Origin of the sequence: Aeromicrobium stalagmiti (genome assembly GCF_013283745.1) — a bacterium.
GTDB lineage: Bacteria > Actinomycetota > Actinomycetes > Propionibacteriales > Nocardioidaceae > Aeromicrobium > Aeromicrobium stalagmiti.
This window is the reverse complement of record NZ_JABSTZ010000002.1, coordinates 1-21,995: the sequence shown is the minus strand read 5'-3', so window position 1 is coordinate 21,995 and position 21,995 is coordinate 1. Positions and strand designations below refer to the sequence as shown.

20 protein-coding genes and 2 rRNA genes are annotated in these 21,995 nt (G+C 70.5%); 12 read left to right on the top strand and 10 right to left on the bottom strand.

Annotated features, from left to right (window positions below; genetic code table 11):
- The first annotated feature begins 35 nt into the window (after positions 1-35).
- Positions 36-1,664, top strand: a complete 1,629-nt coding sequence (locus HQK15_RS09135) for a PucR family transcriptional regulator (RefSeq protein ID WP_173491167.1) — start codon at positions 36-38, stop codon at positions 1,662-1,664.
- A 15-nt stretch (positions 1,665-1,679) separates the two neighbouring features.
- On the opposite strand, the gene HQK15_RS09130 is transcribed toward HQK15_RS09135, so the two are convergent.
- Entirely contained in the window at positions 1,680-2,246 is a 567-nt protein-coding gene (locus HQK15_RS09130; RefSeq protein ID WP_173491166.1) for a dihydrofolate reductase family protein, read from the bottom strand.
- Positions 2,247-2,360: 114 nt separating this feature from the next.
- Between HQK15_RS09130 and HQK15_RS09125 the strand changes: the two genes are divergently transcribed.
- Positions 2,361-3,128: an enoyl-CoA hydratase-related protein gene (locus HQK15_RS09125; RefSeq protein WP_173491165.1), complete on the top strand. Its 768-nt coding sequence runs from the start codon at positions 2,361-2,363 to the stop codon at positions 3,126-3,128.
- A gap of 181 nt (positions 3,129-3,309) precedes the next feature.
- On the opposite strand, the gene HQK15_RS09120 is transcribed toward HQK15_RS09125, so the two are convergent.
- From HQK15_RS09120 to HQK15_RS18560, 5 genes are all read right to left on the bottom strand, one after another.
- Positions 3,310-4,305 carry an NAD(P)H-dependent flavin oxidoreductase gene (locus HQK15_RS09120; protein ID WP_173491164.1) on the bottom strand — a complete coding sequence of 332 codons (996 nt, stop codon included), beginning with the start codon at positions 4,303-4,305 and terminating at the stop codon, positions 3,310-3,312.
- A 151-nt stretch (positions 4,306-4,456) separates the two neighbouring features.
- Positions 4,457-6,667, bottom strand: coding sequence for a catalase/peroxidase HPI (katG, locus tag HQK15_RS09115; RefSeq protein ID WP_173491163.1), 2,211 nt, complete (start codon positions 6,665-6,667; stop codon positions 4,457-4,459).
- Between the two features lie 16 nt (positions 6,668-6,683).
- Positions 6,684-7,112, bottom strand: a complete 429-nt coding sequence (locus tag HQK15_RS09110) for a Fur family transcriptional regulator (protein WP_173491162.1) — start codon at positions 7,110-7,112, stop codon at positions 6,684-6,686.
- A gap of 48 nt (positions 7,113-7,160) precedes the next feature.
- On the bottom strand, positions 7,161-8,675 hold the full coding sequence (locus tag HQK15_RS09105; protein WP_173491161.1) for an ABC1 kinase family protein: 1,515 nt from the start codon (positions 8,673-8,675) through the stop codon (positions 7,161-7,163).
- A gap of 70 nt (positions 8,676-8,745) precedes the next feature.
- Complete coding sequence (locus HQK15_RS18560) at positions 8,746-9,537, bottom strand: adenylate/guanylate cyclase domain-containing protein (protein ID WP_173491160.1); 792 nt, start codon at positions 9,535-9,537, stop codon at positions 8,746-8,748.
- Between the two features lie 116 nt (positions 9,538-9,653).
- Between HQK15_RS18560 and HQK15_RS09095 the strand changes: the two genes are divergently transcribed.
- The 6 genes from HQK15_RS09095 to HQK15_RS09070 all read left to right on the top strand — a co-directional run bounded on the left by HQK15_RS09095 (position 9,654) and on the right by HQK15_RS09070 (position 15,201).
- Complete coding sequence (locus tag HQK15_RS09095; protein ID WP_173491159.1) at positions 9,654-11,090, top strand: serine/threonine-protein kinase; 1,437 nt, start codon at positions 9,654-9,656, stop codon at positions 11,088-11,090.
- A 38-nt stretch (positions 11,091-11,128) separates the two neighbouring features.
- Complete coding sequence (locus tag HQK15_RS09090; RefSeq protein WP_173491158.1) at positions 11,129-11,824, top strand: histidine phosphatase family protein; 696 nt, start codon at positions 11,129-11,131, stop codon at positions 11,822-11,824.
- Between the two features lie 10 nt (positions 11,825-11,834).
- The gene (locus HQK15_RS09085; RefSeq protein WP_173491157.1) at positions 11,835-12,395 is read left to right on the top strand and encodes a DUF3090 domain-containing protein; all 561 of its coding nucleotides are present in this window, start codon (positions 11,835-11,837) and stop codon (positions 12,393-12,395) included.
- Positions 12,392-13,159 carry an SCO1664 family protein gene (locus HQK15_RS09080; protein ID WP_173491156.1) on the top strand — a complete coding sequence of 256 codons (768 nt, stop codon included), beginning with the start codon at positions 12,392-12,394 and terminating at the stop codon, positions 13,157-13,159. The genes HQK15_RS09085 and HQK15_RS09080 overlap by 4 nt, the downstream gene beginning before the upstream one ends.
- Positions 13,159-13,980 carry an NAD-dependent epimerase/dehydratase family protein gene (locus HQK15_RS09075; protein WP_173491155.1) on the top strand — a complete coding sequence of 274 codons (822 nt, stop codon included), beginning with the start codon at positions 13,159-13,161 and terminating at the stop codon, positions 13,978-13,980. The genes HQK15_RS09080 and HQK15_RS09075 overlap by 1 nt, the downstream gene beginning before the upstream one ends.
- Before the next feature lie 138 nt (positions 13,981-14,118).
- Positions 14,119-15,201: an alkene reductase gene (locus tag HQK15_RS09070; protein ID WP_173491154.1), complete on the top strand. Its 1,083-nt coding sequence runs from the start codon at positions 14,119-14,121 to the stop codon at positions 15,199-15,201.
- Between the two features lie 193 nt (positions 15,202-15,394).
- On the opposite strand, the gene HQK15_RS09065 is transcribed toward HQK15_RS09070, so the two are convergent.
- Positions 15,395-15,910 carry a CGNR zinc finger domain-containing protein gene (locus HQK15_RS09065; protein ID WP_173491153.1) on the bottom strand — a complete coding sequence of 172 codons (516 nt, stop codon included), beginning with the start codon at positions 15,908-15,910 and terminating at the stop codon, positions 15,395-15,397.
- A gap of 102 nt (positions 15,911-16,012) precedes the next feature.
- Between HQK15_RS09065 and HQK15_RS09060 the strand changes: the two genes are divergently transcribed.
- On the top strand, positions 16,013-16,861 hold the full coding sequence (locus HQK15_RS09060; protein WP_173491152.1) for an alpha/beta fold hydrolase: 849 nt from the start codon (positions 16,013-16,015) through the stop codon (positions 16,859-16,861).
- 217 nt (positions 16,862-17,078) lie between these two features.
- Here the strand turns inward: HQK15_RS09060 and HQK15_RS09055 are convergent, their stop codons facing one another.
- Positions 17,079-19,142 (bottom strand): MMPL family transporter, encoded by a 2,064-nt coding sequence (locus HQK15_RS09055; protein WP_367649121.1) that lies wholly within the window; start codon positions 19,140-19,142, stop codon positions 17,079-17,081.
- 23 nt (positions 19,143-19,165) lie between these two features.
- Here HQK15_RS09055 and HQK15_RS09050 point away from each other — a divergent pair, with 23 nt between their 5' ends.
- The 3 genes from HQK15_RS09050 to HQK15_RS09040 all read left to right on the top strand — a co-directional run bounded on the left by HQK15_RS09050 (position 19,166) and on the right by HQK15_RS09040 (position 21,487).
- The gene (locus tag HQK15_RS09050; protein WP_173491151.1) at positions 19,166-19,642 is read left to right on the top strand and encodes a MarR family winged helix-turn-helix transcriptional regulator; all 477 of its coding nucleotides are present in this window, start codon (positions 19,166-19,168) and stop codon (positions 19,640-19,642) included.
- Between the two features lie 141 nt (positions 19,643-19,783).
- The gene (locus HQK15_RS09045; protein WP_173491150.1) at positions 19,784-20,893 is read left to right on the top strand and encodes an NAD(P)-dependent alcohol dehydrogenase; all 1,110 of its coding nucleotides are present in this window, start codon (positions 19,784-19,786) and stop codon (positions 20,891-20,893) included.
- A 12-nt stretch (positions 20,894-20,905) separates the two neighbouring features.
- On the top strand, positions 20,906-21,487 hold the full coding sequence (locus HQK15_RS09040; protein ID WP_173491149.1) for a TetR/AcrR family transcriptional regulator: 582 nt from the start codon (positions 20,906-20,908) through the stop codon (positions 21,485-21,487).
- Between the two features lie 156 nt (positions 21,488-21,643).
- On the opposite strand, the gene rrf is transcribed toward HQK15_RS09040, so the two are convergent.
- Both rrf and HQK15_RS09030 read right to left on the bottom strand, forming a co-directional pair.
- Positions 21,644-21,760 (bottom strand): 5S ribosomal RNA (gene rrf, locus HQK15_RS09035).
- 143 nt (positions 21,761-21,903) lie between these two features.
- Positions 21,904-21,995 (bottom strand): 23S ribosomal RNA (locus tag HQK15_RS09030); the annotation flags it as partial.

The following is a 21,995-nucleotide window of genomic DNA, read 5'->3' as shown; positions in this document are numbered from 1 at the left end:
ACACTGTGTCAACCTCTGGTCGTACGATGGTCGTCATGTCCTTGACACTGCGCACCATGCTGGCGCTCGACGTCGTGGCCTCCGGCCGCCCCGAGGTCCTCGCAGGTCAGGACGACCTGGACCGAGTGGTGCGCTGGGTGCACGTGACCGAGGTCGACGACATGGAGGACCTCCTCGGCGGTCACGAGGTCGTCCTCACCACGGGTCTCCCGCTCGTCGGCCCCACGGCCGACCCGGCGCGGTTCGTGGAGCAGCTCGCACGGTCCAGCGCGTGCGGGCTGATCGTGGAGCTGGGGCCCCGACTGCCCGCGCTGCCCGACATACTCGTCAGCGACGCCCGGCGTCTCGGCCTGCCACTGGTCGCGCTGCACGCGCCGGTCCGCTTCGTGTCGATCACCGAGGCCGTCCACCGCCTGATCGTCGGCGAGCAGTACCTCGGGCTCGAGTTCGCCCAGCGGACGCACGAGGTGTTCACCAACCTCAGCCTCGACAGCGCCGACGCCTCCGCGATCGTGGCTGAGGCGTCCGACCTGATCGACGCGGCCGTCGTGCTGGAGGACGCCGGTCATCACGTCGTGGCGCTCGCCCAGCACGAGCAGGCTCCCGGCGACCTGCTGCGTGGCTGGGAGGAGCGGTCCCGTCGCGCCCCCGTGCTCGAGGAGCCCGGGCCGTCGGGCCCCGAGGGCTGGCTGACCTGTCCGGTCGGGCTGCGTGGCTCGCCGTGGGGCCGGCTCGTGGCTCCGGGTCGCGCCGTCGACCCCGAGCGCACCGCGATGGTCATGCAGCGTGCGGCCCAGGCGCTCCAGCTCTCGCGCCTCGTCGAGCGCGACGCGACCCGTCTGCAGTTCCAGGCCCAGGAGTCGTTGCTGCAGGAGCTCGTCGAGGGCCGCGTGCAGGACGAGGCGGACGGGCTGGCCCGCGCCCGGGCCCTCGGCATGCGAGCCGCTCCGACCTACGTGCCGGTCGTGGCGCTGTTCGAGCCCACGTCCTTGCCCGACCAGATCGCTCGCCAGCGTCGGGCTCGTGCGCAGCTCGAGTCGATCTTCGAGGCACTGCGCGAGGCACGGGTCAGCGCGATCGCCGGCGGCATCGGCGACGAGCGCGTCGGCATCATCATGGCGCTGCGATCGTCGACCCGCGAGGACACCGCCCTCGAGGCCCTCGCCCGGGCCCTTCCCGCTCGGTCGGTGACACCGTCACCGTCGTCTGGACCCGTGCTCGGCGTGGGCCGCTCGAGCAGCACGCTGCTGGTGGCCGCGTCCCGGATGCGGACCGTGGCCCACATCGCCGAGGCCGCCCGCGCTCTGCCGGCGACCTCGGCACCGTGGTTTCGGTCGACCGACGTCAGGCTGCGGGGGCTGGTCGCCCAGCTCCAGGACGACGAGCGCCTGCTCGGGTTCGCCGAGTCCGAGCTGGGTCCCCTGCTCGCCCACGAGGCCGAGCGCGGCGGCGGCCTCGTCGACCTGCTGCGCACCTACGTCCGGCTGCAGGGCAACAAGGCCGCCGTCGCCCAGGCCGCCCACATCAGCCGTCAGGCCCTGTACGGCAGGCTCCGCAAGATCGAGTCGATCCTCATGGTCGACCTCGACGACGCCGATTCGTCCCTGTCCCTCGGCGTCGCCCTGCTCGTCCACGACATCCGTCAGGGCGGTTCGCCCGCCTGACGGCGCGTCCCACGCTCAGCGCACGACGTCGAAGACCTGCTTCTGGATGCCGTTGGAGTAGGTGTCGTGCTCCGCGAGCGAGAGCTGGGTCGCATCCCGGTCGGCCTCGCTGAACAGCCGCCTGCCGGCGCCCAGCAGGACCGGGAAGACCAGCAGGTGATAGCGGTCGACGAGTCCGGCATCCGCGAGGCCCTGGCCGAGCGTCGCGCTGCCGTGGACCGAGATGGGACCACCCTCGGTCTCCTTGAGCGCCGCGACGTCGTCGATCGAGCGCAGCACCGTCGCCGGCCACCGGGCGTCGTCGTGCTCCAGCGTCGTGGAGACGACGTAGCGGGGCATCGCGTTGTAGCCCGCGAACTCGTCGACCATCGTCGGCCACACCGGGGCGAACGACTCGTACGACGTCCGGCCGAGCAGCAGCGCCCCGGCCTCCTCCTGCTCGCGGCCCTTGATCTCATAGGCCTCGGGCACGAACTCGATGTTCTTGAACGTCCAGCCAGCGTTGCGGTAGCCCGGCTCTCCCCCGGGTGCCTCCATGACGCCGTCGAGGGACGTGAACGCGGTGATGATGAGTGGACGCATGGGTTTCTCCTGTGAGGTGAGGACACTGTCACTCTGTCTTCGAACGGGGGCGACGGCAATCGACACGACGGAACACATCTCTCGACAGATTTTCTCGAGCACTACCGTGACCCCATGACCTCACGGCCCACGACCCTGACGATCCACGGCTCGACCGCCCTGCTCACGCTGGACGATCCCGACCGGCGCAACATCCTGACGTCGCAGATGGTGCGATCGATCGGAGAGGACGTGACCCGTGCGGAGTCCGATCCGGCCGTGAGCACGCTGGTCGTCACCGGCAGCGGCTCGGCGTTCTGTGCCGGGGCCGAGCTCTCCACCCTCGAGAAGTCCGCCGACGGCGACTTCGACGACGTGCGCGAGGTCTATGAGGGGTTCCTGCGCGTGCTGCACTCCCCGCTGGCCACCGTCGCCGCGGTCAACGGGCCGGCCGTCGGCGCAGGCCTCAACCTCGCCCTGGCCTGCGACGTGCGCATCGCCTCGACGGCCGCGCGCTTCGACACCCGGTTCACCCAGCTGCGGATACACCCCGGCGGCGGTCACACCTGGCTGCTGGAGCGGGCGGTCGGCCACCAGCAGGCCACGCTGGCGGTGCTGTTCCAGGAGCGGTGGGACGCCCAGCGTGCCCTCGAGGTCGGCCTCGTGGCACAGGTGGTCGAGCCGGGCGACCTGCTCGACACCGCCCTCGGTCTCGGCGCACGCCTCGACGACGTCGAGCCGGTGCTGGCCCGTCGCCTGGTGTCGACCCTGCGCCAGTCGCAGCAGACGCCCGACCACGCCACGATGCTCGCAGTCGAGACCGAGGCGCAGGCATGGTCGGTGACGCGTCCGGCATTCACCGCCAACGTCCGGGCGCTGCGCGAGGCGATCTCGAGCCGCTGACCACAGGCGCCCCGCCCGGGCGGTGGATCGACAACCTCATCGGCCCCCACCTCCCCAGGGAGGTGGATCGACAACCTCAAACGACGCCATGGGGTTGCAGATCCACCTGCCACGAGCCGGCGAGGTTGCGGATCCACCTGCCACCAGCCGGCGACGTTGCGGATCCACCTGCCACGTGAGGTCAGGCGGTCGGGACCAGCTCAGGGCGAGCGGTGACGGCCGCCAGGCGATCGATCGCCTCGTCGTACTGGACCCGCAGGCTCTCGACGAGCTCGGCGACGGACATCCGGTCCTGGATCGCGCCGATTCCCTGGCCCGATCCCCAGATGTCCTTCCACGCCTTGGCCTCCGAGCCGCTGCCGGAGCCGAAGTTCATGGCTGACGGGTCAGAGACCGGCAGGTCGTCCGGGTCCATGCCGGCGGCCTCGATGCTGCCGCGCAGGTAGTTGCCGTGGATGCCGGTGAACAGGTTGCTGTAGACGATGTCCTTGGCCGTGGAGTCGACGATCATCTGCTTGTAGCCCTCGGCGGTGTTCGCCTCGTGCGTCGAGAGGAACGCCGAGCCGACGTACGCCATGTCGGCGCCCGCCGCCTGGGCCGCGAGGATCGAGCTGCCGTGGGCGATGGCACCCGAGAGCAGCAGCGGACCGTCGAACCAGGCCCGGATCTCCCGGATCAGCGCCAGGGGCGACTGCGTGCCGGCGTGCCCGCCCGCGCCCGACGCGACGGCGATGATGCCGTCGGCACCCTTGTCGATCGCCTTGTGGGCGAACTCGTCGTTGATGACGTCGTGCAGCACGATGCCGCCGTAGGAGTGGACCGCGTCGTTGATCTCGGTGCGGGCGCCCAGCGACGTGATCACGATCGGCACCCGGTGCTCGACGATCACCGCCATGTCCTGCTCGAGCCGGTCGTTGGACCGGTGGACGATCTGGTTGACGGCGAACGGCCCGACCGGCCGGTCGGGGTGGGCGGCCGCGAAGGTCGCGTTCTCCTCGGTGATCTGGGCGATCCAGTCACCCAGCAACGACGCGGGGCGCGCGTTGAGCGCCGGGAAGGAGCCGATGATGCCGGCCCTGCACTGGGCGCCCACGAGCTCGGGACCCGAGCAGATGAACAGCGGTGATCCGACCACGGGGAGCGTGAGCGGACCGGCGAGGGCGGGGACGAGTGCCATGGGACTCCTTGGACGTCGAGACGGTACCCACCGAGCCTAGGTCGACTCCGACGTATGTGCAACTAGTTGCATACATGCTGTGAGCGGCATCACAGACGACGAGGCCCCCACCCGGCTGGTGTGCCGGATGGGGGCCTCGCCAGGCGGCGGATCAGGCCAGGTCGTACCGATCGGCGTCGAGCACCTTGGCGAAGGCGGCCGCGAAGTCGCGGACGAACTTCTCCTTGGCGTCGTCGGCGGCATAGACCTCGGCCAGCGCACGCAGCTCGGAGTTCGAGCCGAACACGAGGTCGGCGCGACTGCCGGTCCAGGAGCCGCTGCCCGACGAGCGGAACAGCGTCGAGTCCTCGTCGATCGGCGCCCACTGCGTGTCGAGGTCGAGCAGGTTGACGAAGAAGTCGTTCGTCAGCACGCCCGGGGTCGCGGTCAGCACGCCGGTGTCGGAGCCGTCGTGGTTGGTGCCGAGGACGCGCAGTCCGCCGACCAGCGCCGTCATCTCCGGCGCCGTGACGCCGAGCAGGTTGGCCTTGTCGACGAGCAGGTACTCAGCCGGCAGGCGGTTGCCCTTGGCCTCGTAGTTGCGGAAGCCGTCGGCCTTGGGCTCGAGGTAGGAGAACGACTCGACATCGGTCTCCTCCTGCGAGGCGTCGCCGCGGCCGGTCGAGACCGACACCGTGAGGTCGACGCCACCGTCGGCAGCGGCCTTCTCGACGGCTGCTGCGCCACCGAGCACGACCAGGTCGGCGATCGAGACGGGCTTGCCGAACGCCGCCTGGACCTGCTCCAGGGCGGTCAGGACCGTGCGCAGCTGCGCCGGGTTGTTGACCTCCCACGAGACCTGGGGCTCGAGGCGGATGCGACCGCCGTTGGCGCCGCCCCGCTTGTCGCTCGCACGGAACGACGAGGCCGCCGCCCATGCGGTCGAGACCAGCTGCGACACCGTGAGGCCCGACGCGAGGATCTGCTGCTTGAGCGCGGCGACGTCCTCGTCGGAGAGCGCGACGCCCGCAGGCACGGGGTCCTGCCAGAGCAGCACCTCGTTGGGGACCTCGGGGCCGAGGTAACGCTGGATCGGACCCATGTCGCGGTGCGTCAGCTTGAACCAGGCGCGCGCGAACGCGTCGGCGAACTCGGCCGGGTTCTCGTGGAAGCGACGCGAGATCGGCTCGTAGATCGGGTCGACACGCAGCGCCAGGTCGGTCGTCAGCATCGTCGGCACGCGACGCGCCGAGTCCGGGGCGGGGCCGGGGACGGCGTCCTTGCCCGCGCCGTCCTTGGGCTGCCACTGGTGCGCGCCCGCGGGGCTCTTGGTGAGCTCCCACTCGTAGCCGAAGAGGTTGTCGAAGTAGCCGTTGCTCCACTGCGTCGGGGTCGAGGTCCAGGTGACCTCGAGGCCGGAGGTGATGGCGTGCTCACCCTTGCCGGACTCGTACGAGCCCTTCCAGCCCAGGCCCATCTCCTCCAGGCCCGCACCCTCGGGCTCGATGCCGACGTAGTCGTCGGGGTTGGCCGCGCCGTGGGTCTTGCCGAAGGTGTGGCCGCCGGCGATGAGGGCGACGGTCTCCTCGTCGTTCATCGCCATGCGGGCGAACGTGTCGCGGATGTCGCGCGCCGACGCCAGCGGGTCCGGGACGCCCTCGGGGCCCTCGGGGTTGACGTAGATGAGGCCCATCTGCACGGCCGCGAGCGGCTGCTCGAGGTCACGGTCGCCGGAGTAGCGCTGCTCGCCGCCGCGCTCACCACCGAGCCACTCGGTCTCGGGTCCCCAGTAGACGTCCTCGTCGGGCTCCCACACGTCGGCACGACCGCCGGCGAAGCCGAACGTCTCGAAGCCCATGGTCTCGAGCGCGACGTTGCCCGTGAGCACCATCAGGTCGGCCCAGGAGAGATTCTGGCCGTACTTCTTCTTGACCGGCCACAGCAGGCGACGGGCCTTGTCGAGGTTGCCGTTGTCGGGCCAGCTGTTGAGCGGCGCGAACCGCTGCTGGCCTGCACCTGCACCGCCCCGCCCGTCGCTCACGCGGTAGGTGCCGGCGCTGTGCCACGCCATGCGGATCATGAACGGGCCATAGTGACCGTAGTCGGCCGGCCACCAGTCCTTGGAGTCGGTCAGCACGGCGGCGATGTCGGCCTTGACCTCGGCGAGGTCGAGCGAGGAGAACGCCGCGGCGTAGTCGAAGTCGCCGCCGAGCGGGTTGGACTCGGCCGGGTTCTTGGCGAGGATCTTGAGGTTGAGGCGCTGGGGCCACCAGCCGCGGTTGCCGCCACCCTGCGTGGGATAGGGCGCACGATCGTGCGCGACCGGGCACTTCGCGGACGTCTCGTTCATCTCGCCGACTTCGGCGTTGGTGGGCTCGGACATGAGCGATCCTCTCGGGTCAGGGATGGGTGGACGTGCAGGCAGGGCAGGTGCCCCAGTAGATGACCTCGGCCTCGTCGATCGTGAAGCCGTGGTGGTCGGAGGCGTGCAGGCACGGGGCCTCGCCGACAGCGCAGTCGACGTCGGCGATCGAGCCGCACGAGCGGCAGATGACGTGGTGGTGGTTGTCTCCGACCCGCGACTCGTAGCGCGCGACGGAGCCGGAGGGCTGGATGCGACGCACGAGGCCCGCAGCCGTGAACGCCTTCAGGACGTCGTAGACGGCCTGGTGGGACACGTCACCGGCGGACTGCCGGACGACCCCGATGATCGAGTCGGTGTCGGCGTGCGGGTGGTCGTGCACCGCGGCCAGGACCGCCAGACGGGGCCGGGTGACGCGCAGCGAGGCCTCGCGCAGCTCGCGCTCGAGCTCGGCCGTCGTGGTCATGGGACGACCCTACCGGCAATCTTGAACGAGTCAAGAAACGCCAGGTGATCAGACGGTGAAGGTCGCCCCGTCGACCGCGGCCGGGTCGAGCAGGAGGTCGAGCAGGATGTCCTGGACGACGGCGAGCACGTCGGTCTCGGGGGCGACGCTGGCCGCGAACCCGGCGAGATAGAGCAGGTTCTTGAAGAACAGCACGAGGTCCTTGGGCATGCGGAACCCGTTGCGGGCCATCACCTGCAGGAGGCGGCCCAGCGTCACGCCGAGCTGGTCGAAGGTCACCTCGCCCCGCGTGCGGTCACGCAGCAGGTCAAGCTCGATCTGGAGCTCGTCGACCAGGGGGCCGACCTCGGCGTCCGGCGAGATGGCCCCGAAGGCCCTCATCGCCTCGATCTGGCCGGCGGCGTCGTTGACGGCCCACGCCGCGAGGTACTGCACGAGACCTGCGCGCTGCGCGGCGTCCAGGCGACCGGCGATGCCGAAGTCGACGAGCGAGAACGTCCCGCGCGACGGGTCGATCAGCACGTTGCCGGCGTGGAGGTCGCCGTGGAACACCCCGTGCTTGAGCGTCGCCTCGAGCACGCCCTTGATGCCCAGGTGCAGCAGCTGCTCCCCGTCGACGTTGCTCGTGCCGTCCAGCCGGGCGTAGGAGACGCCGGGCAGGTGCTCCATGACCAGGACCCGCTCGGTCACCATGCCGGGCACCGGTCGCGGCGCCATCATGTGCTCGGCGCCCAGCGCCTCGAGGACCGCGCTGGAGTCGACCAGGTTGGCCGCCTCGAGGCGGAAGTCGAGCTCCTCGAGCGCCAGCTGGGCGAACAGCTCGACGAAGCCGGTCAGGTTGGCCGACCGCGCGCCACCGTTGAACCGCTCGGCCGCTGCGGCCGCGAGGGCCAGGGTCTCGACGTCCGTGCGGAACCGCCGGAGCAGGCCAGGACGGCGGACCTTGACGACGACGTCGGTGCCGTCGTCGAGCCGGCCGCGGTGCACCTGTCCGATCGACCCGGCCGCCATCGGCTCGTCGTCGAGCCACGCGAGCCGGCCACGCAGCGGCCCGAGCTCGCGCTCGACGACCTCGAGCGCGACACCGGGGGCCAGTGGCGGGGCCTCGTCACGGCACCACGCGAACGCCGTGACCCACTCGTCGGGGAGGAGCCCGTCCGCGGTCGCGATGAACTGACCGAGCTTGACGTACGCCGGTCCGCTCTCGCGCACCAGCCGCTGGACCCGGGCGAGCGTCCCCGCGCTCACGTCAGCGGGCTCGATCCGCAGCCCGACCGCGGCCGAGGCCGCGGCGAGCAGCTGGAACGGCGCCCCCGGCGCGGCAGCGGTGAGCACCCGCCATCCGGTCGAGGCGAAGGACGCCACGGTGTCGGGCCACAGACGCGGCGCCGCCAGCCGTCGGGCGTCACGCGCCACGGCGGCGCGGCGGGCGTCCGCCTCCTGGTGCCAGCGCAGCGCCTGCTCGGTCAGGCCCGGCACGTCGGCCAGCCGCCTCGACGCGCGGATCAGCGCGTCCACCCGCGGCGGGGCGGCGAGAACGGGGACGTCAGGAAGCGTTGTCATACTCGGAGAATGTCACATACCTACAGAATGTGCGAGGGGTCCGGGCGGGCGACGCTCGACACACTCAGCGCTACGGGCGCCAGTCCAGCACGTGCATCCGGTGCGTTCCCGGCACGCCCTTGAGCACGGCCTCGCGGGTCTCGAGGACGGTCACGGCGTCGCCGAGCGTGCCGACCAGGGCCTCGCTGACCAGCACCTCTCCCCCGTCGGCCTGGGCGGCCACGCGCGCCGCGAACGCCACGTTGCGACCGAACAGGTCGTTGTCGCGACGGACCGCCGATCCTTTGTGGGCGCCGATGCGCACCGCGACGCCGTGCAGCCGCGAGCCGGGACGGACCCGCGCCAGCTCGCGCTGGATGTCGAACGCCGCACCGACGGCCTGCGACGCCTCGGCGAAGGCCACCATGAAGCCGTCTCCCTGGGTCTTGACGACATGACCTGCATGGGCGTCGATCGCCCGCTGCAGCATGCGGTCGTGGCGGGCCAGGAGCCTGACCCAGCCGCGATCACCGAGGCGGTGGTTGAGGGCCGTCGAGTCCTGGATGTCGGAGAACATGATGGTGACCGTGCCATCGGTCGACGCGAGCCGCGCCAGGTCAGGGCGCTCGACGTCCGCCCACTGCAGCAGGTCGTCGATCGAGCTGCGGAACGCCCCTCCGAACCCGTGGTCGCGGACCTTCATGGCCGTCCCCAGCACCGTGCGGACCGCGTCGGTGGGCGACGGCACCAGGCGAGGTCGGTCGAGCTGGGCCTGGACGTGGGCCAGCTCGCGGCGCGCTCGCCCGAGCCGCACCACCACGACCACCAGTGCTGTCGCGAGCGCGGCGGTCGACGCCGCCAGCACGACCTCGAGGGCTGACACGGAACCACCGTAGTGGGTGGAGGCCCCCCTCACCTTGCGCGAACGGTCAGGTGGAGTTGGATGGTGGACATGCCCCTCGACCTCGCGCTCCCCGCCAGCGGGCGCGCCACGGGCCCTTGACGCTGCTCGCCGACCGCTACGAGCTGATCCGGGAGATCGGTCGTGGGGGCATGGGCACGGTGTGGCTCGGTCACGACACCGTGCTGGACCGCCGGGTCGCGATCAAGCAGCTCGGCATGGCGCCCGGCGGAGGCACGCCCGACCTCGCCCGGGCGGAGCGTGAGGCCCATCTCGCCGCGCGGGTCAACCACCAGAACGTCGTCGCCGTGTTCGACCTCGTCGATCACGACGGGCAGCAGTGGCTCGTGATGGAGCACGTCGGTGGTGCGAGCCTGGCCGGGCTCATCGCCGAGGACGGCGCGCTGAGCCCCGACGACGTGGGACCGCTCCTCCACCAGGTCGCCGGGGCGCTCGCGGCCGCCCACGATCACGGCATCGTGCACCGCGACGTCAAGCCGTCCAACATCCTGCTGACGCCCGACGGCACCGCGAAGCTCTCCGACTTCGGCATCGCCCGCGCCCACGCCGACGCCTCACTGACGCAGACCGGCATCCTGACCGGCTCACCGGCCTACCTCTCGCCCGAGGTCGCGACCGGCCGCCCGGCCACGGCCGCCAGCGACGTCTGGTCGCTCGGCGCGACGATCTTCCACGCACTCACGGGCATGCCCCCGTACGAGGTGGGCGACAACGTGCTGGGGGCGATGTATCGCATCGTCCACGAGCAGCCACCCACCCTCGATGCCTCGTCGTCGCTCGAGCCACTCGTGACGGCGATGATGCAGCACGACGCGTCGGCCCGCCCCACGATGGCCGCGGTCGAGCGGTCAGTCGCCGAGCTCGTCGGCCTGCCGTCGAATGACGTCCCGCCGTCGTCGGCCCCGGCTCCCGCGCGGCAGCCGGCGACGATGCACCTCCCCCTCCCCAGCGCGCCGAGCACGCCCGAGCCCTCGGCGACCACGGCGTTCAGGCCCCTCGGTGCCCCCGCGGACGTTCCCACCACGTCACCCGACGCCGCTCGCCGTCGGCCGTCGATCCCCTCCCCCCGCGCCCTGGCAGTGGGTGCAGCCGTCGGGGTCGCGGCGATCGTGCTCGTGACCCTGCTGACACGCGGCGACGAGCCGGCGACCGATGCACCCCGCGCCGGTGCGACCAGCTCCGAGCAGTCGCCCGGGGCCGGCGACGGCGCGACGACGGCCGAGCAGCTGGAGGGCTTTGCGGCCGACTACCTGGTGGCCGCGAGCAACGACCCCGAGGCGGGGTTCGCGATGCTCACCCCGGAGTACCAGGACCAGAGCGGCGGGATCGCCGGCTACGAGTCGTTCTGGGGCGGGGTCAGCAACCTCGACGTCAAGGACGTGCGCGGCGATCCGGACGCGATGACGGTGTCGTACACCTACGACTACGACTACGACGACCGCCAGCGCACCGAGAGCGTGACCCTGCAGCTGGTGCGGTCCGGCGACAGCTTCCTGATCTCCGGCGCCACGTAGCGCGACCGCGCTCGGTGGCACTCACTAGGCTCACGGTCATGGCCACCGTCATCCTCGTCCGGCACGGACGCACCACCGCCAACGCGAGCGGCGTCCTCGCCGGACGGACCGCCGGCGTCAAGCTCGACGAGACCGGTCGCACCCAGGCCGCCCGCACGGGCGAGCGCCTGTCCGTCGTCCCGCTGGTCGGTCTCGTGACGAGTCCGCTCGAGCGGTGCCGCCAGACGGCCCGCGCGATCCTGCAGCAGCAGCCCGACTCCCTCTCGACGGCGATCGAGAAGGGCATCACGGAGTGCGACTACGGCGAGTGGCAGGGCCGCAAGCTCGCCGAGCTCGCGAAGGAAGACCTCTGGAAGGTCGTCCAGGGCCAGCCGTCAGCCGCGGCCTTCCCCGGAGGCGAGTCCCTCGCCACGATGCAGGCCCGGTCGGTCGCTGCGATCCGCCGTCACGACGCGGCGTTCGAGGCCGAGCACGGTCCCGGCGCCGTCTGGGTCGCGGTCAGCCACGGCGACATCATCAAGTCGATCCTGGCCGACGCCCTCGGCATGCACCTCGACCTGTTCCAGCGCATCAACGTCAACCCGGCATCCGTCTCGATCGTGCGCTACGGCGCAGCGCGGCCCGACGTGGTCGCGACCAACACCGATGCCGGTGACCTGTCGTGGCTGCGCGCCAAGCCCGCCGGCGACGACGCAGCGGTCGGCGGAGGAGCGGGTCCCGGGGCTCCCGCCTAACATGGAACCCATGCCTCCCCTCGTCCACGGATTCGACTGGCCGGACCGGTTCGTCGTCGGCACGGTCGGCGAGCCCGGCGCCAGGACATTCTTCCTCCAGGCCCGCTCCGGCAAGCAGCTCGTCAGCGTCGCGATCGAGAAGGAGCAGTCTGCCGCCCTCGCCGAGAAGATCGAGGAGGTGCTCGACGAGCTGATGGCCGAGGACGGCAACCCGTTCAGCGTCCCTGCCCTCACGCCGGCCGGTCTCGTCGACAACGACCCGCTCGAGCAGCCCGTCGAGGAGCAGTTCCGCGCCGGCGCGATGAGTCTTGGCTGGGATCCGTCGACCGCCCAGGTCGTCATCGAGGCGTTCCCGGTGCTGGTCGTCGATCCCGAGGAGCTCGAGACGCTCGACCTCGCGGAGATGGAGCCCGAGGAGGTCCTGCTCGTCCGCATCCCGGTCGGCAGTGCCCGCGCGTTCTCCAAGCGGACCCGCGAGGTGGTCGGCGCCGGACGTCCGATCTGCCCGCTGTGCAGCGTCCCGATGGACTCTGACGACCACGTCTGCGAGCTGCCCGAAGGGTTCCGGTGACGACCGACCTCGACCTCGACGGTGACCTCGAGCTCGAGGGCCGCATCATGCCGGCATCCAACGCCACCTTCGTCGGCCGCATCGGCGACGTCGCCGTGGTCTACAAGCCGATCTCGGGCGAGCAGCCCCTCTGGGACTTCCCCGATGGCCACCTCGCGCACCGCGAGGTGGCTGCCTACCTGGTCTCCGAGGTGTTCGGCGGCGACGTCGTGCCTCGCACCTGGCTGCGCGACGGCCCGCTCGGCCCCGGCATGGTCCAGCTGTGGCAGGACACCGATCCGGAGCAGGACGCCGTCGACCTGGTGCTCGCAGGCAGGATGCCCGACCACGGGTGGCGCCACGTCTTCGACGGCTACGACGGACGCGATCGCCGGGTCTCCCTGATCCACGAGGACACCCCCGAGCTGCGCCGCATGGCCGTGTTCGACATCGTCGTCAACAACGCCGATCGCAAGGGCGGGCACGTCCTGGAGATGGCGGGCGGCCACCGGCACGGCATCGACCACGGTCTGACCTTCCACGCCGAGCACAAGCTGCGCACCGTCCTGTGGGGCTGGCTGGACGAGCCCCTCGACACCGACGAGATCGCCGCCGTCGAGCGGGTCCGTGCTGCGCTCGACGGCGATCTCGCGGCGGTGCTCGCACCGCTCGTCAACGACGTCGAGATCGCAGCACTCATCGGCCGGTGCGAGGGGCTGCTGCGCCGGGGCACGTTCCCTGCTCCCCGTGGCGAGATGCCCGCGATCCCCTGGCCACCGTTCTGATGGGCCCCACACCCGACGTCCTCCTGGTCGGCTGCGGCGACCTCGGCGCCGACATCGGTCTGCGGCTGGCCGCGCGCGGCCACGGCGTCGTGGCGATCCGTCGTCGGGCCGAGCTCGTCCCCGAGCCCCTGCAGGGGCTGGCGGTCGACCTGTCGCGCGAGGCGCCTGCCCTCCCCCCGCTCGACCTCGGCCTGCTGGTCGTCGCGCTGACGGCCCGACCACGCAGCGAGGAGAGCTATCGCGCGACCTACGTCGACGGGATGGGCCGGGCCCTCGACGCGCTCGACCGTGCCGCCCAGGTGCCACGGCGTGCCGTGCTGATCTCGTCCACGGGCGTCTACGGTGACGTGCCCGGCGACGAGATCCTCGACGAGGACACCCCGCCGCAGCCCGCCGACGGTCCCGCGCGCATGCTGCTCGAGGCCGAGCGGCTGTTCGCGGAGCGGGTGCCTGCCGGGACGGTGCTGCGACTCTCCGGGCTCTACGGCCGTGGCACCGCGCGGCTCGTCACGCAGGTCCGTGAGGGCAACGTCACCGACCCGAACCGCTGGACCAACCGCATCCACCGTGACGACGCCGCGGCCGCGGCCGTCCACCTGCTCACCCGCGCCGAGGCACCCGGTCGCCTCTACGTCGGCACTGACGACGAGCCCGCCCTTCTGGGCGACGTGGCGGCCCATCTCGCCGCCGGGCTCGACGTGCCCGCTCCCCCCGTGGCCGACCCCGCGCTCGGCCACGGCAAGCGACTGTCCAACGCCCGGCTCCGGGCCACCGGGTGGGTGCCGCAGCACCCGACCTACCGCGAGGGCTACGCCGACTGACACGGATCGGCCCTTCCTGCACGCCGAGACGGGTGTCGGGTGTCCCACACCGCCAGGTCGGAATGCTCCTTGCGCAAAGGCGTTGAACCCGAAGGCGCGTGTCCACCGATCGCGCCTCCGCAACGTTCAGGAGCAGGTATGTCTGATGTGTTCGAGCCGATCAAGGTCGGCACCTGGGATCTTCCGCAGCGCTTCGTGATGGCGCCCCTCACCCGCAACCGCGCCGGCGAGCACCAGGTGCCGCGCGACATCGCCGTGACCTACTACGGGCAGCGCGCCGGAGCGGGCCTCATCATCACCGAGGGCACCCAGCCCAGCGCCGTCGGCCAGGGCTACCTCGACACGCCGGGCATCCACACCCCCGAGCAGGTCGCCGGCTGGCGTGCCGTCGCCGACGAGGTGCACGCCAACGGCGGACGCATCGTGGTCCAGCTGATGCACGTGGGACGCATCGCGCACCCTGACAACAAGAACGGCCTCGAGACCGTCGCGCCCAGCGCGATCCCCGCGCCCGGGAAGATGATCACGGCGAACGGCTCGGTCGATCACGTCGTCCCGCGGGCCCTGGCGACCGACGAGATCCCCGGCATCGTCGCTGAGTTCGTCCACGCCGCGAAGTCCGCGATCGAGGCCGGCCTCGACGGCGTCGAGATCCACTCTGCCAACGGCTACCTGCTGCACCAGTTCCTCGCGCCGTCCTCCAACGAGCGCACCGACGAGTACGGCGGGTCGCCCGAGAACCGCGCCCGTCTGACCCTCGAGGTGACGGCAGCCGTCGCCGAGGCCATCGGCGGCGACCGGGTCGGCATCCGCATCTCGCCCGCCCACAACATCCAGGGCGTGCTCGAGGAGGATCCGGCCGACGTGGCAGCGACGTACACGCACCTGGTCGACGGCCTCGCGCCGCTCGGCCTGGCCTACCTCAGCGTGCTCGCCGACCCGACCACCGATCTGGTCAAGGACCTGCGGACGCGCTTCGGCGGCACGTTCATCGCCAACACCGGCTTCTCCGACGTCACCGAGCTCGACCAGGTGACCGACTTGGTCGACGGCGGCCTCGCCGACCTCGTCGCGGTGGGTCGCGAGTACATCGCCAACCCGGACCTCGCCGTCCGCTGGCGCACCGGAGCCGCACTGAACGTGCCGAACCAGGAGACGTTCTACGGTGGCGGAGCCGAGGGCTACACCGACTACCCGACGCTCGACGAGGCGTCTGCCTAGACACCTGCATCGAGCTGGCACGGCGCGGTCCCGGATGATCCGGGCCGCGCCGTGGTCGTTGCAGCGGGCCACGCGATCTGACGCACGAGCAGAGCCGACGCCCTAGACGCGTCGCCCCTGCTCGCTCTCGACGAGCCGCCGAACTGTGGTCTCAATCCCGGGCTCGAAGGCGGTGTACCCGAAGACCGGCCGGCTACTCCTGCACGGCGGCCTTGGTCCGTGCGTAGTGACGCCGCGCCTTGGTGCGGTTGCCACACGCCTCCATGGAGTGCCACTTGCGCCGGTTGGCCGCGCTGCGATCGACGAGGAAGTGCTGGCAGTCCGGGTCCGCGCACGGACGGATCCGCGACCCGTTCGCCGCCTGCAGCGACGCCCACTCCTCGACCGCCCGAGCTCCCACGGCGCTCCGGTCGGGCACGTCGAGCACCCACTCCATGCCGTCGGCCTCCAGCACGGCCTTCTTGCGCATGACCTCGACCCAGGGCGTCAGCGCCTCACGCTCCAGATTCCCCCGCAGGACGTCCACCAGGACCGTCCGCACCTCGCGGGCCCCGGCGATCTCCTCGGACGACCCGGTGCCGCCGCGCGCACGGAGCCAGGCGCGTGCCTGGGCCTCATCACCGATCTCGTCACGCAGGCCGTCGGGCCACACGATCCTCGAGTTCACGAGGTCGAGCAGCAGCGACGGCGGCGTTGGCGGGGAGTTCATCTTCTAACCATACCAAGGAAGTTGACGAGTTAGGTGCTTCGTGCTTGAGTGGAACTAACCAGACGAAATAGTTCATCCGGTTAGATTCGAGAGAGGCTCATCATGTCGTTCGTCATTGTCGGCCAGGAAAACGGCCAGGACATCCAGATCTACTTCGAGGACCACGCACCGCTGGCCGAGGGCACGGGCCAGACCGTCGTGCTGATCCATGGCTACCCGCTCGACGGACGGTCGTGGGAGAAGCAGACGTTCGCACTGCTCAACGCCGGCTACCGGGTCGTGACCTACGACCGCCGCGGCTTCGGGCAGTCGAGCCAGCCCACCGTGGGCTACGACTACGACACCTTCGCCGCAGACCTCAACACCGTGCTCGAGACCCTCGACCTCACGGACGTCGTGCTCGTCGGCTTCTCGATGGGGACCGGCGAGGTCGGCCGCTACATCAGCACCTACGGCTCGGCGCGCGTCGCCAAGGCCGCGTTCCTCGCCTCGCTCGAGCCGTTCCTGCTCCAGACCGACGACAACCCGGCCGGCGTGCCCGCCGAGGTCTTCGACGGCATCAAGGCAGCGGCCACGGCCGACCGGTTCAGCTGGTACGACGACTTCTACCAGAACTTCTACAACCTCGACGAGAACCTCGGCACCCGGATCAGCGAGGCCGTCGTGCGCGGCAGCTGGATCACCGCCGTCAGCGCATCGTGGTTCGCAGCCTTCGCCGTCGTGCCGACCTGGCTGACCGACTTCCGCGCCGACATCCCCAAGATCGACGTGCCGTCGCTCATCGTCCACGGCACGAGCGACAACATCCTGCCGATCGACTCGACGGGGCGCGAGTTCACCAAGCTGCTCCCCTCGGCGAAGTACGTCGAGATCGAGGGCGCCCCGCACGGCCTGCTGTGGACCCACGCCGACGAGATCAACACGATCCTGCTCGACTTCCTCGCCAGCTGATCCCTGCCAGCTGATCCCTGCGCAACGACTCGGACCCCCGATCGGCTGATGCTGATCGGGGGTCCTGCCCATCCGCGCTGCTAGGTTCTTGGCCAACCAGCCCCGGTCGCGGAGGAGCCGTCGATGGACGTTCTCGACCTCAGAGGTCTCGACGACTGGCTGGGCTGGCTGGCCGAGCACCACAGATCGAGGGCCGTCGCCCGCGCGGTCGCCGACCTCACGAGCGGCTGACCGGTGCATCCTCCTCGGCGCGGCCCGGGTGGCGCGGCCACCAGAAGCGCTCGCCGATCAGGGTCGCGAGCGCGGGCACGAGGACACTGCGCACCACGAGCGTGTCGAGCAGCACGCCGATGCCCACGATGACACCGATCTGCGTGAGCGTCACCAGCGGCAGCACCCCCAGCACCGCGAACACCGCTGCCAGCACGACCCCGGCACTCGTGATCACACCACCGGTGACGGCCAAGGCAGTCGTCATGGCTCCCGCGATCGGCTGGTGGGCGGACTCCTCACGCGCGCGGGTCGCCAGGAAGATGTTGTAGTCGACACCCAGCGCCACCAGGAAGATGAAGGCGAACAGCGGCACCGGCAGGTCGAGCGCCGGGAAGTCGAACCAGTGCGTGAAGACGAACCACCCGGCACCCATCGCCGTCAGGTAGGTCGCCACGACCGTGAGCACCAGGACCGCGGCCGCGACGATCGATCTCAGCAGCACCAGCAGGATCGCCAGCACGATCAGCAGCACCGCCGGGATGATGAGCAGCCGGTCGTGCGAGGCCGCGGCGGCGGCATCGAGGTCTTGCGCGTCCGGACCACCGACGAGCGCAGCATCGCCGAGCTCGGCCCGCAGACGATCGATCGTCGCCGCGGCCCGGTCCGACCCCCGGTCGCTGTCGAGCACCACGTCGAGCTCGGCCCAGTCGTCGGACGCCGGTCCGGCCGCGATGGACGAGACGCCCTCGACGCCCTTCACCCGGACGCTCACAGCATCGGCGTCCGCCGGCTCGACCAGCACGACGGTCGGCTCGGCGAAGCCGGCCGGGAAGGCCTTCGCGAGCGCCTCCTGACCGATCACCGACTCGGGGGTCTCGCGGAACCGCTCGTTCTGCGTGAGCCCGACCTGCAGCCCGGCGGCACCCGCACCGAGAAGGATCAGCAGGGCCAGCGACCCGGCGGCGAACGAAGCGGGCCGTCGTACGACCGAGGCCCCGACCCGTGACCACAGACCGGTGCGCGTCGGGTCGTCCTGGCCCAGGCGCGGCACGAACGGCCAGAACAGCCCACGCCCGAACAGCACCATGGCGGCCGGCAGCGCGACGAGGCCGAACAGGACCGCCACCACGATGCCGATCGCCGCCGACCAGCCGAGGGCACGGTTCGACGGGGTGTCGGCGAACGAGAGCGTCAGCAGCGCCAGCGTGACGGTGCCGGAGCTGGCCAGAATGGCCGGCGCAGCCTGGCGCCACGCCGCGCGCATCGCGGCGAATCGGTCGGCGTGACGTCGCAGCTCCTCGCGGTATCGGGCGATCAGCAGGAGCGCGTAGTTGGTGCCGGCCCCGAACACCAGCACCGACGTGATGCCCGTCGTGGAGCCGTCGACGCTGTAGTCGAACACCTGGGTCGCCGTTGCGACGGCCAGGGCTGCGACCCGGTCGCCCACCGCGACGACGACGAGCGGAACGAGCCAGAGCCACGGGCTTCGATAGGTCACCAGCAGCAGGATCGCCACGACCAGCGCCGTCGAGACGAGCAGACGCACGTCAGCGCCCGCGAACACGTCCTCGAGGTCAGCGGTGAACGCGGGCCCGCCGGTCACCTGGGCGCTCAGGTCCTGCGGCAGGCCATCGGCCACGGCAGCGCGGATGTCGGCGACCCGGTCGGATCCCTTCGACGCCGTCAGCGGGACGGCGAGCAGCGCGACGTCGCCGTCGTCGGAGAAGACCGGCTTCAGCTCTCCGCCACCGACCGTGAACCGCCCCAGGACGTCTGCCAGGTCCCCGACGGCAGCCCGATCGCCCGCCTCGAGAGAGGCACCCGGGCGACTCACGACGACGATCGCGGGCGCAACATCGCTCGAGGGCAGGGTCTCCTGCAGGCGGGCGACCGTCGTCGAGTCAGCGGAGTCCGGCAGCCCTGCAGTGGGTGCGTCAGACTCCTGGGCCTGCGGCGCCAGGGCGAACATCGCTGCGGAGAGCGCCACGAACAGCAGGGTCACGACGACCGACGTGCGGCGACCAGGCGCTTGCTGCTTCACTTTAGTTCCATCATCGAATGATTCCACGAACGAAATAGTACGATGTCGGCATGACCAACGCCAATCGGCGCGACATGGGGTCCGCGGCGTCCGACGACCTCGTCCGCGAGCTGCGCATCTTCGCCGGCGAGATCGAGCGCTACATCCTGCAGATGAGCCACACGCACTCGATGCATCGCACCGACCTGGCGGCCATCGCCCTCGTCATGGATCGCGAGACGACGACCCCCAAGGACATCAGCGACGGCCTGGGGCTGAGCCCGTCGGCGACGACGGCCATGCTCGACCGGCTCGAGCGCGCCGGCCACGTGACCCGTGAACGCGTCGAGACCGATCGTCGGTCGGTGCACGTGGAGATCACCGACACGGCCATCGCCGTCGGCGGATCCATGTTCGGCATCCTCGCCCGCCACATGCGCCAGGTGCTCGACACCCAAGACGACGCGGAGCTGGCCCGCACCGCGGCCCTGATGGAGCAGATCAACACCGCAACCCGCGCAGCCAGCGCCGAGGCCGCCGGAGCCTGAGCGCGAGAAGTCGGTCACACTTTCCGACAGGTGTCGATACTCGCGATATAGTTGAACAGTCACGTACTTGTGGCGCCGGCCTCTGACGATCCTGACGTTGCTCCCCCGACGTGACGTCACTCGTTCGAGAAAGGCATCACCATGACCACCACTGCACGCGCTGCCGTCATCCGCGCGACCGACGCGGAGTTCACCTTCGAGGACATCGTCCTCGACGACATCACCCCGTCGGAGATCCTCGTCCGGATCGTCGCCACCGGGCTGTGCCACACCGATCTTGCGGTCGTCCACGGCCACATCCCCGGCACCTTCCCGCTGGTCCTGGGCCATGAGGGTGCGGGCATCGTCGAGCAGGTCGGCAGCAGCGTGACCGACTTCGTCGTCGGCGACCACGTCGCCGCCTCCTTCGCCTCGTGCGGCCACTGTGCCAACTGCCTCACCGGGCGCGAGGCCTACTGCCTCAACTTCATGCTGCTCAACATCGCCGGCGTCCGCGAGGACGGGTCGACCACGATCCAGACACCTGCCGGCGAGACCGTCCACGGCTCGTTCTTCGGGCAGTCGTCCTTCGCGACCCACGCCATCGTCAGCGCGCGCAACGCCGTCAAGATCCCCGAGGACGTCCCCCTGGAGATCGTCGGGCCGCTGGGGTGCGGCATCCAGACCGGCGCGGGGACCGTGCTCAACTCCTTGGCCGTGCCGGCCGGCTCGAGCATCATCGTCTCGGGCACCGGAGCGGTCGGACTGTCCGCCATCATGGCCGCGAAGGTCGCCGGGGCCACCACCATCATCGCTGTCGACGTGCTCGACGAGCGACTCGCCTTCGCCCAGAAGCTCGGCGCGACCCACGTCGTGAACGGCAGCACCACCGACGACGTCGTGGCCACCATCATGGGCATCACCGACGGTCTCGGTGCCGACTACGCCGTCGACACGACCGCCGTCCCGACCGTCATCGAGAACGCGATCAACGCCACCCGCTTCGGCGCGTCGATCGCCCTGGTCGGCGTGGGCAAGCCGGACGCCGTCCTCCCCCTCGCGCTGGTCACGGGAGCCGGCAAGACCCTGGTGGGAGCCATCGAGGGCGACGCGGTGCCGCAGGTCTTCATCCCCCAGATGCTGCAGCTGTACCGGGCCGGGCTCTTCCCGTTCGACGAGCTCATCACGACGTATGCCTTCGACGACATCGACCAGGCCATCGCCGACACCCAGTCGGGCGCTGCAGTGAAGGCCGTCCTCACGATGGCCTGAGACCATGGCCTCATGACGACCGACCCCCGCACGCGCCGCACGGTGGCTGCTCTCCGTGAGGCGCTGCGGGGGCTGCTGGTCGACCGCGACCTCGACTCCATCACAGTGAGCGAGGTCTGCCGTGTCGCCGGCGTCCGCAGAACCAGCTTCTACACGCACCACCAGGGTGTCGGCGAGCTCCTCACGGCGATGCTGGTCGAGGAGATGGACCAGCCACTCGCCCTGCCCGACACCAGCCAGATGTCGATTCCCCAGCTGGCCGAGCACTTCCAGGAGACGCTGGTCGACGCGTTCCGAGTCATCACCCGCGACCGTGCCCAGTTCCGCGCTGCCTTCGCGTCGAGCACCTCCTCGCACCTGCGGGACGCCCTCGAGGCCAACTTCGCCCGCCGTCTCGAGATCGCCCTGGTCGAGTGGCGTGGCCACGGAACCGCGCTCGAGGTCTTCGACCCGGTGGCCGTGCCGTTCGCCGCCGCTGGCCTGGCCGGCTCGGTCCAGGCGTGGGCCCTCAGCGACCGCGACGATCCTGTCGCCTGGGCCGAGAGCATTCGCGACCAGATGCCACCGTGGTGGCCCCGGCCCACGGCGTCCTGACCCCTCGCACCTCCTGGACACAGCAATGGCCTGTTCCGACCACCGCGGTGGTCGAAACAGGCCATTGGATGATCACAGCAGCTGGCGCTTGCGCACAGAAGTACTGGATCAATGCAGCGAGGCCGCCCCTAGTGGGGCGGCCTCGCGCTAATGATTGTCCGGCGACGTCCTACTCTCCCACACAGTCTCCCGTGCAGTACCATCGGCGCTGAGAGGCTTGACTTCCGGGTTCGGAATGTAGCCGGGTATTTCCCTCTCGCCATGGTCGCCGAAACTCTATTGAGATATCAACAAACCCTTCCCCGTTCACCAACCACGAACCCGTGGGTGTGGTGGTGTGGGGTGGTTCCCGATCATATCTCGGGAACCTCACAGTGGACGCGGTGCTGGCTTTTGAGGGCACAGCCATCTTTGTAAGAAACAAGCCCTCGGCCTATTAGTACCGGTCGGCTCCACACATTGCTGTGCTTCCACCTCCGGCCTATCAACCCAGTGGTCTGCTGGGGGC

Excerpts from the sequence above, each read along its gene's own strand:
- HQK15_RS09070 (WP_173491154.1), top strand. The coding sequence starts at position 14,119 with ATGTCTGATGTGTTCGAGCCGATCAAGGTCGGCACCTGGGATCTTCCG.
- HQK15_RS09060 (WP_173491152.1), top strand. The coding sequence starts at position 16,013 with ATGTCGTTCGTCATTGTCGGCCAGGAAAACGGCCAGGACATCCAGATC.
- HQK15_RS09125 (WP_173491165.1), top strand. The coding sequence starts at position 2,361 with ATGACCTCACGGCCCACGACCCTGACGATCCACGGCTCGACCGCCCTG.
- HQK15_RS09075 (WP_173491155.1), top strand. The coding sequence starts at position 13,159 with ATGGGCCCCACACCCGACGTCCTCCTGGTCGGCTGCGGCGACCTCGGC.
- HQK15_RS09050 (WP_173491151.1), top strand. The coding sequence starts at position 19,166 with ATGACCAACGCCAATCGGCGCGACATGGGGTCCGCGGCGTCCGACGAC.
- HQK15_RS09130 (WP_173491166.1), bottom strand. The coding sequence starts at position 2,246 with ATGCGTCCACTCATCATCACCGCGTTCACGTCCCTCGACGGCGTCATG.
- HQK15_RS09120 (WP_173491164.1), bottom strand. The coding sequence starts at position 4,305 with ATGGCACTCGTCCCCGCCCTCGCCGGTCCGCTCACGCTCCCCGTGGTC.
- HQK15_RS09045 (WP_173491150.1), top strand. The coding sequence starts at position 19,784 with ATGACCACCACTGCACGCGCTGCCGTCATCCGCGCGACCGACGCGGAG.
- HQK15_RS09105 (WP_173491161.1), bottom strand. The coding sequence starts at position 8,675 with ATGACAACGCTTCCTGACGTCCCCGTTCTCGCCGCCCCGCCGCGGGTG.
- HQK15_RS09040 (WP_173491149.1), top strand. The coding sequence starts at position 20,906 with ATGACGACCGACCCCCGCACGCGCCGCACGGTGGCTGCTCTCCGTGAG.
- HQK15_RS09135 (WP_173491167.1), top strand. The coding sequence starts at position 36 with ATGTCCTTGACACTGCGCACCATGCTGGCGCTCGACGTCGTGGCCTCC.
- HQK15_RS09090 (WP_173491158.1), top strand. The coding sequence starts at position 11,129 with ATGGCCACCGTCATCCTCGTCCGGCACGGACGCACCACCGCCAACGCG.
- HQK15_RS09110 (WP_173491162.1), bottom strand. The coding sequence starts at position 7,112 with ATGACCACGACGGCCGAGCTCGAGCGCGAGCTGCGCGAGGCCTCGCTG.
- HQK15_RS09085 (WP_173491157.1), top strand. The coding sequence starts at position 11,835 with ATGCCTCCCCTCGTCCACGGATTCGACTGGCCGGACCGGTTCGTCGTC.
- katG (WP_173491163.1), bottom strand. The coding sequence starts at position 6,667 with ATGTCCGAGCCCACCAACGCCGAAGTCGGCGAGATGAACGAGACGTCC.
- HQK15_RS09065 (WP_173491153.1), bottom strand. The coding sequence starts at position 15,910 with ATGAACTCCCCGCCAACGCCGCCGTCGCTGCTGCTCGACCTCGTGAAC.